This is a genomic window from Cellulomonas fimi, assembly GCF_012952065.1.
GTDB lineage: Bacteria > Actinomycetota > Actinomycetes > Actinomycetales > Cellulomonadaceae > Pengzhenrongella > Pengzhenrongella fimi_A.
Genome location: NZ_JABCJJ010000010.1, coordinates 64,106 through 78,108, shown reverse-complemented (window position 1 = coordinate 78,108; position 14,003 = coordinate 64,106). Strand labels below are relative to the sequence as shown.

General features: G+C 71.6%; 9 protein-coding genes. 3 read left to right on the top strand and 6 right to left on the bottom strand.

What is annotated here, in order from left to right:
• The first annotated feature begins 2 nt into the window (after nt 1–2).
• Nucleotides 3–2,084: a DEAD/DEAH box helicase gene (locus HIR71_RS08530; protein ID WP_169324633.1), complete on the top strand. Its 2,082-nt coding sequence runs from the start codon at nt 3–5 to the stop codon at nt 2,082–2,084.
• Nucleotides 2,085–2,099: 15 nt separating this feature from the next.
• Here HIR71_RS08530 and HIR71_RS08525 read toward each other — a convergent pair whose 3' ends face one another.
• The 5 genes from HIR71_RS08525 to HIR71_RS08505 all read right to left on the bottom strand — a co-directional run bounded on the left by HIR71_RS08525 (nt 2,100) and on the right by HIR71_RS08505 (nt 9,578).
• Nucleotides 2,100–4,205, bottom strand: a complete 2,106-nt coding sequence (locus tag HIR71_RS08525; RefSeq protein ID WP_169324632.1) for an alpha-galactosidase — start codon at nt 4,203–4,205, stop codon at nt 2,100–2,102.
• A 27-nt stretch (nt 4,206–4,232) separates the two neighbouring features.
• Nucleotides 4,233–5,582 carry an ABC transporter substrate-binding protein gene (locus HIR71_RS08520; RefSeq protein WP_169324631.1) on the bottom strand — a complete coding sequence of 450 codons (1,350 nt, stop codon included), beginning with the start codon at nt 5,580–5,582 and terminating at the stop codon, nt 4,233–4,235.
• 110 nt (nt 5,583–5,692) lie between these two features.
• Nucleotides 5,693–6,490: a carbohydrate ABC transporter permease gene (locus tag HIR71_RS08515; protein WP_396031251.1), complete on the bottom strand. Its 798-nt coding sequence runs from the start codon at nt 6,488–6,490 to the stop codon at nt 5,693–5,695.
• A gap of 143 nt (nt 6,491–6,633) precedes the next feature.
• Nucleotides 6,634–7,557: a carbohydrate ABC transporter permease gene (locus tag HIR71_RS08510; RefSeq protein WP_169324629.1), complete on the bottom strand. Its 924-nt coding sequence runs from the start codon at nt 7,555–7,557 to the stop codon at nt 6,634–6,636.
• Nucleotides 7,554–9,578, bottom strand: coding sequence for a beta-galactosidase (locus tag HIR71_RS08505; protein ID WP_169324628.1), 2,025 nt, complete (start codon nt 9,576–9,578; stop codon nt 7,554–7,556). Before HIR71_RS08505 ends, HIR71_RS08510 begins: the two co-directional genes overlap by 4 nt.
• 238 nt (nt 9,579–9,816) lie before the next feature.
• On the opposite strand from HIR71_RS08505, the gene HIR71_RS08500 reads away from it, so the two are divergent.
• Nucleotides 9,817–10,836, top strand: coding sequence for a LacI family DNA-binding transcriptional regulator (locus HIR71_RS08500; protein WP_169324627.1), 1,020 nt, complete (start codon nt 9,817–9,819; stop codon nt 10,834–10,836).
• A gap of 135 nt (nt 10,837–10,971) precedes the next feature.
• Here the strand turns inward: HIR71_RS08500 and HIR71_RS08495 are convergent, their stop codons facing one another.
• Nucleotides 10,972–11,433, bottom strand: a complete 462-nt coding sequence (locus HIR71_RS08495) for a DUF5956 family protein (protein WP_169324626.1) — start codon at nt 11,431–11,433, stop codon at nt 10,972–10,974.
• Between the two features lie 483 nt (nt 11,434–11,916).
• Between HIR71_RS08495 and HIR71_RS08490 the strand changes: the two genes are divergently transcribed.
• Nucleotides 11,917–13,995, top strand: coding sequence for a nuclease-related domain-containing DEAD/DEAH box helicase (locus HIR71_RS08490; RefSeq protein ID WP_169324625.1), 2,079 nt, complete (start codon nt 11,917–11,919; stop codon nt 13,993–13,995).
• Nucleotides 13,996–14,003: the final 8 nt, after the last annotated feature.

Genomic DNA, 14,003 nt, shown 5'->3' with positions numbered 1-14,003 from the left:
GCATGACGGGTCGATCGGTCCTGCATCCCGCGCTCGAGTACCACGTCGTCAACTCGCTCGGCTGGCAGGATCTCCGCCCGCTCCAACGCGCCGCCGTCGCGCCGATCCTCGAAGGCCGCGACACCCTGCTGATCGCGCCGACCGCCGGCGGCAAGACCGAGGCGGCGGTCTTCCCGACTCTTTCTCGCATGGTGGCCGAGGACTGGCACGGGGTCTCGGTGCTCTACGTGACACCGCTGCGGGCCCTGCTCAACAACCTGCACCCTCGCCTCGAGGCGTACGCCGCCTGGCTCGGTCGCACGGTGGGGCTGTGGCACGGTGACGTGGGTGCGGGTGAGCGTCGTCGGATCCTGTCGGACCGCCCCGACATCCTGCTCACCACGCCCGAGTCGCTGGAGGCGATGCTGGTCTCGCGCCGGGTGGACCACCGGGCCCTTCTCGGTGGCGTCCGCGCCGTCGTCATCGACGAGCTGCACGCGTTCGCGGGCGACGACCGCGGGTGGCACCTGCTCGCGGTTCTCGAGCGGATCCAGCGCGTCGCCGGCAGGCCGCTCCAACGGATCGGGCTCTCGGCCACGGTGGGCAACCCCGATGAGATGCTGCGCTGGCTCCAGGGTGGTGGCGGTGGCGGCGCGGGATCTCGGCCGCGCGAGGTGGTGACGGAGGCGACGTCGTCGACCACAGGCATCGACGTCACCGTCGACTACGTCGGATCGGTGGAGAACGCCGCCGAGGTGATCTCGCGGCTGCACCACGGCGAGAAGCGCCTGGTCTTCTGCGAGGCGCGGCGCGTCGCGGAGGAGTTGGCCTACGCCTTGCGGGAGCGGGGCGTCACCACCTACGTGTCGCACTCCTCGCTCTCGGCCGACGAACGCCGCCAGAGCGAGCGGGCGTTCGCCGAGGACCGCGACTGCGTGATCGTGGCGACGTCCACGCTCGAGCTGGGCGTCGACATCGGGGACCTCGATCGCGTGATCCAGCTGGATGCGCCGCGGAGCGTGGCGTCGTTCCTCCAGCGGCTGGGGCGGACCGGCCGCCGGCCCGGGGCGAGCCGCAGCATGCTGTTCCTGGCCACGGAACCGCCGCACCTGCTGCGGGCTCTCGGCGTGCTGCACCTGTGGCGGCAGGGCTTCGTCGAACCGGTCGAGCCTCCCGCCGCACCGCGGCACATCCTGGCCCAGCAGCTGCTCGCGCTCGCCCTCCAGGAAGGCCGCCTGGGGACGTCGACCTGGCCGGAGTGGTTCGGGGGACTGGCGATCATGGCCGACGGCGACGCCGTGCTCGAGCACCTTCGACGCGAGTCCTTCCTCGTCGAGGACGGCGGCCTCCTCTTCATCGGCCCCGCGGCCGAGCGAGAGTTCGGGCGGCGCTACTTCATGGACCTGCTCTCCTCGTTCACCAGCGCGTGGGAGATGCGGGTGGTGGCCGGGCGGCGGGAGATCGGCACCGTCTCGCCCATGGCGGTCACGGGGACCAGGCCTGACGCGCAGAAGCACATCCTTCTCGCGGGACGCGCCTGGCTCGTCGAGTCCATCGACTGGGAGCGGCACGAGATCCTCGTGAGCGAGCAGCCGCAGCGGGCCAAGGTGCGGTGGCCGAGCGAACCCGTCGCGGAGTCGTTCGACCTGGTGCGCGCGCAACGCGACGTCCTGCTGGGGGCCAACCCGTCCGTGACGATCTCCCGTCGGGCGTCAGCTCGTCTCGCGGCACTGCGAGACGAGCTGGCGGGGGTCGTGGACGATCACGGCACCGTCCTCATCGACCGGGCCACCGGCTCCGAGTGGTGGACGTGGGCCGGGTGGCGCGCGAACGAGACGCTCATCGGAGCGCTCGGTGCATCCGAGGCCGCCGCGGACAACCTCGTCATCACGCTGCCCAGCGGCGTGGGGGCTCGTCAGATCCGGGACGCGCTCCTCGATGGGGTCCTTCCGCGGGTCACCCAGGAGGCCGTCGACGGCCTGAAGTTCTCGGCGGCCCTCCCGCTGGAGCTCGCGACAGCAACGCTGGCCGAGCGAGATGCCGACACCCGTGGGGCCGCGGCAGCTCAGGCTGAGGGGCTCGTGATCCGCGCAGCGGACGGATGATCGCTCCTCCCGACGTCAGCCGGCTGCCCGGAGGTGCACGACGAGAGCCTGCCCCGGCAGCAGCAGCGGGGCCGGCAGCCCCGCCTCTGTCAGGAGCCGCCCGGGCAGGACGACGTCGTCGCGCTCGACCCAGGGCGGCGGGGCGGCGTGCAGCACTCTCGGAGGGTCGCCGATCGGCAGCACCCGCACCGCGTACTCCTGCTCCGCGTCGAGCCCCGGGAAGCGCATCGGGGCGGGCAGCGCCGACCTCGGCGAGGACAGCGCTACCTGCGCGAACACCGCCTCGCGACGGTCCGCGGCGACGACGCCGTGCAGCTCGACCGCCGGGTCGGAGGCGTCGACGCGCACCATGCTCCCCGAGTGCAGGAGCCCGCGGAGCCCGCGGTAGCCGGCGATCCACGCGGCGACGTGCCGGCGCTCCTCGACCGACGCCCGCGTGAGGTCCCACTCCAGGCCGGCGCTGAGGAACAGGCTCGTGACCAGCCGGAACCCGAGGTCGGTCACACGCCCCGTCGTGTGCGCAGGCGAGGGCCCCACATGGCTGCCGAGGTACTCCGGCGGCACGAGCAGGGTGCTCCACCGCTGGATCGCCTGACGCTCGAGCGGGTCGTTGTCGTCCGAGGTCCAGAAGCGGTCGACCCGCTCCAGGATGCCGAGGTCCACGCGCGCGCCCCCCGACGCGCACGACTCGATCTCCACCGTGGGGTGCCGCCGCCGGAGCTCGTCCAGGAGCGCGTACAGCGCCGTCGTCTGCCGGTGGGCGGCGGGAACCAGCAGGTCTCGGTTGTGGTCCCACTTCAGGTACCCGATCGGGTACTCCGCGAGCAGCGCGTCGATCGAACCCAGCACGTGCGCCGCGGCCGCAGGCACGGACAGGTCGAGCACGTGCTGGTTCCGCCAGGTCCCTCGACGGGTCAGCAGCCAGTCGGGGTGCTCCCGCGCCGTCCGGGAGTCCGGGCTGACCATCTCCGGCTCGACCCACAGCCCGAGCTCCATGCCCAGCCCGGTGACGACGTCGGCGAGCGGGTGCAGCCCGTCGGGCCAGCGGGTGTCGTCCACCCACCAGTCCCCGAGCGCCCGACGGTCGTCGGTGCGCCCCTGGAACCAGCCGTCGTCCAGCACGAACCGCTCCACGCCGACGGCGGCCGCCTCCTCGGCGAGCGCGACCAGCCGCGGCAGGTCGTGGTCGAAGTAGACAGCCTCCCAGGTGTTGAGCGTGACGGGTCGCGGCCCGGGGACCGGCGACGTCGCCCGCACCCACCGGTGCAGCCGCGCGGACAGCCCGTCCAGGCCGGCGTCCGACCACACGGCGACCAGCCAGGGCGTGGTCCACGAGTCGCCCGGCCGCAGGACCATCTCGCCGGGGTGCAGCAGCTCGCCGCCGGCGAGCACCGTGGCGCCCAGCGGTGACCGCTCGACCCAGTGCCGGGTGTCGCCGCTCCACGCCACGTGGGCTGCCCACACCTCACCGCTGCGGAACCCGAACCCCGGCGTGCCGACCACCACCAGGTACGGGTGATCGTGCCCCGGACGTCCGTGGCGGGTCTCGCGCGACCACACGCCGTCGACCACCTGGTGGCGTTGCGGCCGGCGCTCGTGGGACCACGTCCCCGAGAGGTCGAGCACCTCCGCCGCCCGCTCGGGCACCGGCAGCACGGCGTCGAGGGACCCGACCTCCACGAGTCGTTCGCCCTCGTTCGCCCAGGTGTGCCGCACGCGCAGCACGCCCTGCGGCGTCAGCTCGACGTCCGTGGTCACCCACAGGCAGCCGTCGGCGACGTGCCGGAACCGGGCCGACGACGGCGTCGTCGCGACGTCTTCCAGCGCGAGCATCGGCAGGGGCGAACGCGCGTCGCCCGGCTCACCTGCCGGCGCGGTGACGAACCCGCTGATGCCGGGCCGTCCCGACCAACCGTCGTCCAGTGTGGGCAGGAGCGAGAGCCGGAAGGGCACGTCAAGGGCGCTCGGGGGCACGGGCGGTACCCGGGCGGCGACGAGGCGCCCGAGGGCGTCGTCGTCGAGGGGGCCCAGGTCCGCGCCCCAGTGGGTGACAGCGGGAACGGCCGTGCCGCGGGCATCCAGCACGACGCTGGTGCCCGCGGCACGGAGGTGGATCAGCACGGTCTCAGGGTCTCCTACCGATCGCCGTCACTCGGCCACGGGGATGGCCTGGGCCTTGAGCGCGTCGACCGTCGAGCCCTGCGCGGTCCCGAGCGCGTCGGTCAGCGTGCCCTCACCGGACACCGCCGACGAGAAGCCGTCGGCCACGTCGTTGTAGACCTGCGTCATGGTCGGGCCCCACACGAAGTCGCCCGGCACGTTCTCGCCGGCCTCGGTGAACACCGTGTAGATGTCCTGGCCGCCGTAGAACTCCACGCCCTCCTTGAGCGCCGGGAGCTGCTGACCCGCGGTCGTCGCGGGGTACAGGTTCGCCGCCTCGTTGAGCAGGGACAACGCCTCCTCGGAGGTGTTGAGCCACAGCGCGAACTTGGCCGCCTCGTACACGTTCTCGCTGCCCTTGAAGACCGCCGTGGTGGAGCCGCCCCAGTTGCCCGCGGCCCCGTCCAGACCCTCCCACGTCGGCATGGGAGCCACGCGCCACGAGCCGGCGGTGTCCGGCGCGCCGGTGGCGATGGAGTTCGCACCCCACACGGCTGACACCCAGGTCCACGACTGGCCGGTGTTGTAGGCGTTGTCCCACTCGCTCGTCCACGGCGGCAGCGTCGAGACGAGGTCACGCTGCACCAGGTCCTGCCAGTAGCCGGCGACCTTCGTCGACTCCTCGCCGTCCAGGCTCACGGTCCACTGGTCGCCGTCGTTCTCGAACCACTTTCCGCCGGCCTGCCACACGAAGCCGGCGAACTGGTTGATGTCCGAGACGGAGAAGTTGGTGATGTAGCCGCCTGCCGCCCTGACCTGCTCGGCGGCCGTCGCGTACTCCTCCCAGGTGGTGGGCACCTCGATGCCGTTCTGGGTGAAGAGGTCCTCGCGGTAGAACAGCGCCATCGGGCCGGTGTCCTGAGGGATCGCGTACACCGACCCCTCGTCGCCGAGGGTCACCTGGCTCCAGGTCCAGTCCACGAACTGGTCCTGCGCGGCCATGACGTCCTCGCAGGCCCCCAGGTTCTCCAGGCCGTCCTGCACCCGGAAGTTCGGCAGCGCGTCGAACTCGATCTGACCGAGGTCGGGCGGGCTGCCCGCCTCGAGCTGGTTGAAGAAGTTCTGGTAGGTGCCGCCGTTGCCGTTCGGGCCCGTCTGGACCTTGACCTGGATGTCGGGGTTCTGCTCGTTCCACACGGCGACGACGTCCTCGATCCCGGGGATCCAGGAGGTGTACGTCAGGGTGACGGCCTCGCCGGCCGGCTCACAGGCGCCGGCCGCGGCCCCGCCGCCCTCGTCGGCGCCGGAGCCCTCGCCGGTCCCGCCGCCGCTGCTGCAGGCAGCCAGGGTCAACGGTGCGAGCAAGGCGACGCTGACCGCTCTCTTCATGGTGCGCATCGTTCGTCCTTCTTCTGGTGGGTCGGGTCTTGCGGAAGGCTGGGGGATCGAGAGGTCGGGAGGCTGGACCGTCGGGAGGCCGGACCGGTCGGTGAGGCCGTGCGCGGGGCTCACTTGATCGAGCCCGTCCCGAGTCCGCCGCGCCAGAAGCGCTGCAGCAGGAGGAAGACGAGGATCAACGGCACGATCGAGACCAGGGCGCCGACGAGGACGTACAGGCGCAGCTCAGGCAGCTGGTTGACCACCGAGTTCCAGTTGTACAGACCGAGCGTCACGGGGAAGAGCTCGGAGTCCCGCAGCATGATGAGCGGGAGGAAGAAGTTGTTCCAGATGGCGACGAACTGGAACAGGAAGATCGTCACCAGTGCCGGGAACATCAGCCGCACGGACACGGTGAAGTACGTCCGTACCTCGCTCGCGCCGTCGAGCCGTGCCGCTTCGAGCAGCTCGTCGGGAACCGACGCCGCAGCGAAGATCCGGGACAGGTACACCCCGAACGGGCTGACGACGCTCGGGAGGAACACCGACCAGAACGTGTTCGTCGCGTCGAACGTGCTGAAGATGAGGAACAGCGGCAGAGCGAGCGCCGTCGCCGGCACCAGCACGCCGCCCAGGACGACGTTGAAGAGCACCTCGCGACCGGGGAAGCGGTACTTCGCGATCGCGTAGCCGCACATCCCCGCGAGCAGGGTCGCCACGAAGGCGCCGCCGCCGGCGTAGACGAGGCTGTTGAGCAGCCACTGGGGCAGGATGCCGCCCTGGTACTCCCACACCCCGGCGAGGTTCTCGCCGAGCCGGATGTCCGAGAACCACAGTCCGCTGGTGCTGGTCAGGTCTCCGCGGGACTTCGTCGAGGCGACCAGCAGCCACCAGATGGGCGTGAGGAAGTACAGCGTGAAGACCGCCATGACCAGCATGGCGCCGGTTCGGGAGAAGACGCTCTCCCGCGGCCCCGTGGCGGGGCTGGTGGCACGGCCTCGGCTCCGCGAGGAGGACGGCCGGGTGGTGAGCTGCCCTGTCGCGGCGGGTGCGGCGGAACCCCTGGAGGTGCTCACTGGAACGCCTTCCGCTGGGTCAGCCTGAGGAAGGTGAAGGACAGGATGAACGTGGCGACGGCGAGCAGCACCGAGAAGGCCGCGGCGAGGCTAGGGTTCGGCACGGCGGCCGTGGAGTACACGAGCATGTTGGGCGTGTAGTCGCTCTGGACGGCCGTGGTGAAGCCGCGAAACACCTGCGGCTCGGCGAGCAGCTGCAGCGTCCCGATGATCGAGAAGATCGCGGTGAGGATGATCGCCGGCATGACCAGGGGGATCTTGACCGACCACGCGATCCTGAGCTGCGACGCCCCGTCGAGCCGCGCCGCCTCGTAGACCTCGGCGGGGATCGCCAGCAGGGACGAGTAGATGATCAGCATGTTGTACCCGACGTACACCCAGGTGACGACGTTGGCGATGGACCAGAGCACGAGGTCCGTCGAGAGGAGGTCCAGCTCGCTCGTCACCGCGGCGAACGGGGAGAGGTTCGGCGAGTACAGGAAGCCCCACATGATCGCCGCGATCACGCCCGGGACGGCGTACGGCGCGAAGAACGCGAGGCGGAAGAACCGGCGCCCCCGGACCAGCGGAGAGTCGAGCAGGAGAGCGAAGACCAGCGCGAGCCCCAGCATGATCGGCACCTGGACCACGCCGAAGAGCACCACGCGACCGATGGACTGCCAGAACGCGTCGTTCTGCAACGCCGTCTGGTACTGGCTGAGCCCGCCGAAGACCTCCGTCGGCGCGCCATAGGTGCCTTCGCGCTCGATCACCCTCGTCGACTGCCAGATCGCGTAGCCGATGGGTACCAGGTAGAAGGCGGTGAACAGGGCCGCGAACGGGGCGACGAACACGCCCAGCGCTCTCTTGTGGGGGATGCGGACCCTCGTGTTCAGCGGCGCCCGCTGCGGGCCCGACCCGACGGCAGCTGTGGTGCTCATCGGTGCCCGTCCTCCCTGACGACGCGGACGCCGCCGGCGGGTACCTGCAGGAGGGGGCCGACGTCGGCGCCCGTGACCACCTCGTGACCCCGGACGGGAACCTCCACCGCGTCCTCGGAGTGGTTGATGACGAACAGGAAGCTGCGGTTCTCGGCTGCGCGCCGCACCACCTCGACCTCGCGGCCTGCCCCGGCGCACGGGGTCGCACCCGCCTCGACGGCGACGCTGCGGACCAGTGCCGCCGCGGCGTCCGGGTCCAGGTGGGTCCCGACGTACCAGGCGGTTCCGGTGCCGTGCTGGTTCCTGGTGACAGCAGGGGTGCCTGCGAGAGGTCCCTCGGCGAGGTGCGCGACGGTCTTCGCCGTCGTCGTCCGCAGGTCCTCGGTCCACAGCGATGCCGTGGCGCCGTCGTCCAGCCGGAGGACCTGTCCGGCGGGCAGCGGGTGGACCTCCTCCACGACGACGCCCAGCAGGTCGCGGAAGGCGCCGGGGTACCCGCCGAGGCGGACCCGGTCGTCCTCGTCCACCACCCCGGAGAAGAAGGTGACGAGTGCGTGGCCGCCCTCGGCGACGAAGCGCTCGACGACCGCCGCCTCCGCGTCCCGCACGAGGTACAGGTGGGGGACGACGACGAGGCGGTACCCGTCCAGGGACTGCCCCGGTGCGAGGACGTCGACGCTGATGCCGGCGGTCCGCAGCGCCGCGTACATCGCGTGCACCTGCTGGAGGTAGTCGACGAGCGTCGTCGGACGGCCCTCGCCGTCGGCGGCCCACCAGCTCTCGTACGAGAAGACGAGTGCGACCTCGGGGCGGACGGTCGTGCCCACGACGTCGGGCAGGGCGTGGAGCACACGGGACAGCTCCAAGAGCTCGCGCCACACCTTCGTGTCGGTGCCGGCGTGCGGCAGGAGGGCGGAGTGGAACTTCTCCGCTCCCTGGGCGGAGGCGCGCCACTGGAAGTAGCACAGCCCGTCCGCACCTCGCGCGAGGTGGGAGAACGAGGTCCGGAGCATCTCCCCCGGCGCCTTGGCCACGTTGACCGGCTGCCAGTTCACGGCGCTCGTGGCGTGCTCCATGAGCAGCCACGGCTGCCCGCCGGCCAGGCCGCGCGTGGTGTCGGCCGCGAAGGCGAGCTCGATCGCCGGCTCCGCGAGCCGGTGGTCGAGGTAGTGGTCGTTCGCGACGACATCCATCTCCGGCGCCCACGCCCAGTAGTCCATGTCTCGCTGGTGCGCCGTGACCATGAAGTTCGTGGTGACCGGGACGGTGCTGTGCCGCCGGATCACCTCCGCCTCGGCCCGGTAGTAGCCGAGGAGCTCGTCGGAGCTGAAGCGGTGGAAGTCCAGCGTTCGCGTCGGGTTGGGCAGCGAGATGGTCGACCGTGGGGGGAGCACCTCGGCCCAGTCGGTGTACCGCTGGCTCCAGAAGGCGGTGCCCCAGGCCCGGTTGAGCGCGTCGACCGAGGTGTAGCGGTCCTCGAGCCACCGCCGGAAGGCGGCCGCGCTGACGTCGCAGAAGCAGAGCGAGTTGTGGCACCCGAGCTCGTTCGACACGTGCCACAGCTGGACGGCAGGGTGGTCGCCGTACCGGCGCGCGACGGCGTCGACCAGGGCGAGGGCGCGCGCACGGAACACCGGAGAGCTGGGGCACCAGTGCTGCCGGCCGCCCGGCCAGCGTGTGGTGCCGTCGGCCATGACCGGCAGGGTCTCCGGGTACGCCGTGCTGAGCCACGGCGGGGGCGACGCCGTGCCGGTCCCCAGGTTCACGCCGATACCGTTCGCGTGGAGCAGGTCGACGACGGCGTCGAGGCGGCGGAAGTCGAAGCGGCCCTCGGCAGGCTCCACGTCCGACCAGCCGAAGATGTTCACCGCGACCAGGGACACGCCGGCCTCGCGCATGAGCGCGACGTCCTCGTCCCAGATCGCCGGGTCCCACTGCTCCGGGTTGTAGTCGCAGCCCAGCACGAGGCGTTCGGGGGTCCAGCGCGAGCGGACGGTCGTGCCGGGGACGGCGGTGCTCATGGTGCTCCTTCGCAGCTGGCCCTCACGGCGTCCTGGCTCCGGTCCGGGTCGGCCGCCGCCGCGTCAGGGCAACGCTCTGTGACCGGTCACAGAGCCAGGGGCGAGACAGAGGAATCGCTTTCTGTGACCGGTCACACACTAGAATCGGCCCGGAAAGCGTGTCAAGGGGAGACAGCGGAGGGGTGACGTGGACCGGGCGACGTCGGGCGGCGAGCGTGCCAGCGCTAGCATCCCGACCATGTCCACCAGCGGGCGACCCCGCCGCGCCACCATCCGCGACGTCGCTCTCGAGGCGGGTGTCTCACGCGGCACCGTGTCCCGCGTGTTCAACCGCGGGCCCTACGTCTCCGCAGAGGCTCGAGAGGCGATCGAGCGGGCCGTCGCGAAGGTCGGTTACGTGCCGAACACCGCCGCGCGGAACCTCGCCCTGCAACGGGCCCAGGCGGTCGGGTTCATCGTCCACGAGCCGCACGCCGTCTTTCTCGAGGACCCGAACATCGGCGCGATCCTGCTCGGGGCGAACCGCGTCCTCTCGGCTGCCGACTTCCAGATGGTCAGCCTCGTCATCGACTCGGACCGCGATGGTGACCGGGTCGCGCGGTACCTCAGCGGCGGGTTCGTCGACGGTGCCGTCGTCGTGTCCGCACGGCAGAACGACTCGCTGCTGTCGACCATCGAGCGCCTGAGCATCCCGGCGGCCGTCGTGGGGCGTCCGCCGGAGGGGCTCCCCGTGGCCTGGGTGGGCATCGACAACCGGGGTGCAGCCCGGGCCGTCACCGCGCACCTGATGGCCACCGGCCGGCGCCGCATCGCGATGGTCGCTGCGGCCCTGGACCGTGACTCCGGCTCGGACCGTCTCGCCGGCTTCCGCGACGCGCTCGGTGACCGGTTCGACCCCGACCTCGTGGTCGACCGCCCGCTCTACGAGTACAGCGCGGGACGGGCCGCCATGGAGGAGCTCCTGCGCCGGGCGCCGGACGTCGACGGCGTCTTCGCGGCCTGCGACGCCGTGGCTGCAGGCGCGCTCGACGCGCTGCGAGCAGCCGGCCGGCGCGTACCCGAGGACGTCGGCCTCGTCGGGTTCGACGACAGCTCATGGGCCCGACGTACGGACCCGCAGCTGACCACGGTCCACCAGCCCGCACGTCTGCTCGGTGAGCGTGCCGCGGAGTCCGTGCTCGCGCAGATCAGCGGCGAGACGACCGACGGGCTGGGGACGCTGCTCGAGACCCATGTGGTGCCGCGCGGCTCGGCGTGAGCCAGGCCGGGTCCACCGACTCGGGGCCTGGACGCCCACACGCTGCTGCTCACCACCGCGACCAGGCGCGCGCGGCTCCACGCGAGCCGTCCCCACCTCGGCGACTCGCCGAGCGGATCGTGGCCCTCCTCGCTCTCACCGGGATTCCCCGAGGAGAGCCTGGACGGCCTCGAGGATGGTCTGCGCCTCCCGTCGCGCTCGCGCCACCCCGGTGTCGTCCCCGGGTAGTGCCGCCGCGAGCTGGTCGAGGCGCTCGCACAGCTCGTCTACGTCGAGGGCGCCGGGGAGATCGATCTCCCACCACGCGCACGGCGGTGCCGGCAGTCCCACGTCGGCGAGGTACTCCGTGATGGCCGTCTCGATCGCCGCGAGATCGTCAGGCGTCATGGGCTCCGATGCGCGACTCGTGCGCCCGTCACGTGTCAGCTCGACGACGACGTGACGCTCGTCCAGCGGGACCAGGTGCGGACGAGCCCGGCCGGGGCCAGCGGCGTAGGCGATCACCGCACCAAGGCCGTTCTCCGGCAGGACCTGCCACTCGCGCTCGGCGTGGGCAGGGGCGGCTCTCGTGATCGCCTGCCAGCGCTCGTCCGTCACGACGTCTCCTTCGTGTGTGCCGGGGGATGCCGGGCGACGTGCGAGGTCGCCCCGGCATCGTGCGATCGGAACGAGCAGCTCGACACCGACGAGCACCAGGAACTGAGCGGCCTGAGCGTGGCGGACGCCATGCTCGGGTACCCGTCTGGCGTGAAGTTACCCGTCAGCGTGCTGAAGTAGGTGCCGGCCGAAGGCACCCGGTTGCCGTAGACGAGGTGGCTCCGGTAGTTGCCGACGTACACCGAGGGCATCGGAGATTCCGGGAAGGACAACAGCACCAACGAGCCGCCCCGTCTGCTTCAGCTGCAGCGCCTCGGGACCCTCGTAGACCTGGCGCTGCGACGGTGTCCCCGGCGGCCCCTGACGCGTGGCAGTAGCGCGGCGGCGTTCCACCAGGAACCGTCGACATGACCGTCAGGTCGACACCGCCCCGCTTCAGATCCGCGCCGTGGTAGCCGATGATCCGGGTGGGAGGTACGCCGCATGCCTGCAGGGGACTCCGCCGGCGCTGAAGCGCGTCGACAGCTCGCGCTCGCTGACGCTCATGCGAACGCGGCTGCCGAGGCGCGCGCCAAGGCGGCACGCTTCGGTATCGCCGAGCTGACCGAGCGGCGCACCGCGGCCACTCTCGCCCCGCTGAGCGGCGTCGGGTACCACCTTCTCGCCGACCGCGGCTGGCCGGGCAGCCGCACCGCTCAGGTCGATCTCGTCGTCGTCGGGCCCGGTGGTGTGTTCATCGTCGACACCAAGGCGTGGAGGGACGTCAGCATCCAGGGTGATCGCGTCCTCCGCGGGCAGGACGACGTCACCGACGACCTCCTGGCACTCGCCGACCTGGGGTATGCCGCCGAGGCCGAGTTCGCGGAGGTCGGGCTCGCGCCGGGCGAGGTGCGGCCCGTCGTCGTGCTGGCCGGGCGTCACGGGATCAACGAGCGGGTCGGCCCGGTGCGCATCGTCGGCGAGAAGGACGCGCTCAGGCACATCGCCTCCCACGGCACGCGACTGACCCCGGCCCAGGTGGACAGCGTGCTCGCGCGCGCCCTCTCGTACTTCCCCCAGGTCGGAGCGTCGCCTCCCGTGAACGTCGCCGTACCCGAGCCGCTCGTGCCATCGCCTGCGGGGTCCTTCGAGCAGGAGGCGCTCCTCAGCGAAGACGAGGTTCAGGCGGCGCTGCTCGAGGGGATCCTCGCGAGCCCGATCGAGGAGTGGATGAGCTTCCTGCATCCCGGTCAGGCCAAGCTCGTCCGCCGCAGCTTCAACGGCCCGGCTCGCATCCGGGGGTCCGCCGGCACGGGGAAGACGGTGGTCGGTCTCCACCGCGCCGCCTACCTCGCCCGGACGCGTCCGGGCACGGTCCTGGTCACTACCTTCGTACGGACGCTGCCGGGCGTCATGCGGCAGACGCTCGCGCGCCTGGCGCCTGACGTCGTCGACCAGGTGGAGTTCGCGAGCGCGCACCGGTTCGCCCTGGGTCTGCTCAAGGAGCGCGGCGTCACCGTGAACCTGCAGCCGCAGCAGGCGCGTAACGCCTTCGAGCGCGCCTGGCGCGAGGTCGCCTCCGACGGCGCCCTCGGTCGCTCGTCGTTGGAGCGGCGGTACTGGGAGGAGGAGATCGACTACGTGCTCAAGGGCCGCGGGATCACGCGCTTCGAGCAGTACGCGGACCTGACGCGCACGGGACGTCGGCACCGGTTGACGGTCGAGCAGCGCAGGGCCGTCTGGGCGTTGTTCGAGGCGTACACGCGCGAGCTGCGGGCCCGGCGCGTCCACGACTACCAGGACGTGATCCTGCTCGCCGACGCCGAGCTGCGCCGTCAGCCCCTCGACCGGTACTCCGCCGTCGTCGTCGACGAGGCACAGGACTTCTCCTGCGCGATGGTGCGGATGATGCACGCCCTGGTCCGGGACAGCACCGACGGCTTGACGCTGATCGGAGACGGTCAGCAGTCGATCTACCCGGGCGGCTACACGCTTGCGGAGGCAGGGGTCTCGCTCGCCGGACGCGGCGTCGTCCTCGACATCAACTACCGCAACACCGCCGAGATCCTCGCGTTCGCGTCGCGGATGGTGGACGGCGACGAGTTCGCCGACATCGAGGGCGTCGTCGCTCGCGGCGACGTCCCGGGGAACGTGGCCCGCACCGGGCCCGACCCCGTGATCGAGCAGTGCGTCAACCGGGCCGAGCGGGACCGGCTCGTGGTCGGCAGGGTGCGTTCCGTGACGGCGACGGTCGGCACGTCCGCCGGAGACGTGGGTGTCCTGTGCGTGACCGCCAAAGGAGTCGAGCGGGCCGCTGACGCGTTGCGTGCGGCAGGCTTCCCCGTCGTCCTGCTCTCGGACTACGACGGCGCACCCGTGGACGCCGTCAAGGTCGGCACCATCAAGCGGGCGAAGGGGTTGGAGTTCAAGCAGGTGCTCCTGGCTGACGTCCGCGCGGATCAGCTGGCTGGAGCAGAGCCGCCGAGGGAAGACGCGAGCCGCGAGCGGTGGCAGCTGCTGCGCCGGGAGCTCTACGTCGCGATGACGCGGGCACGGGACGGGTTGTGGCTCGGGGTCATCTGACCTCACGA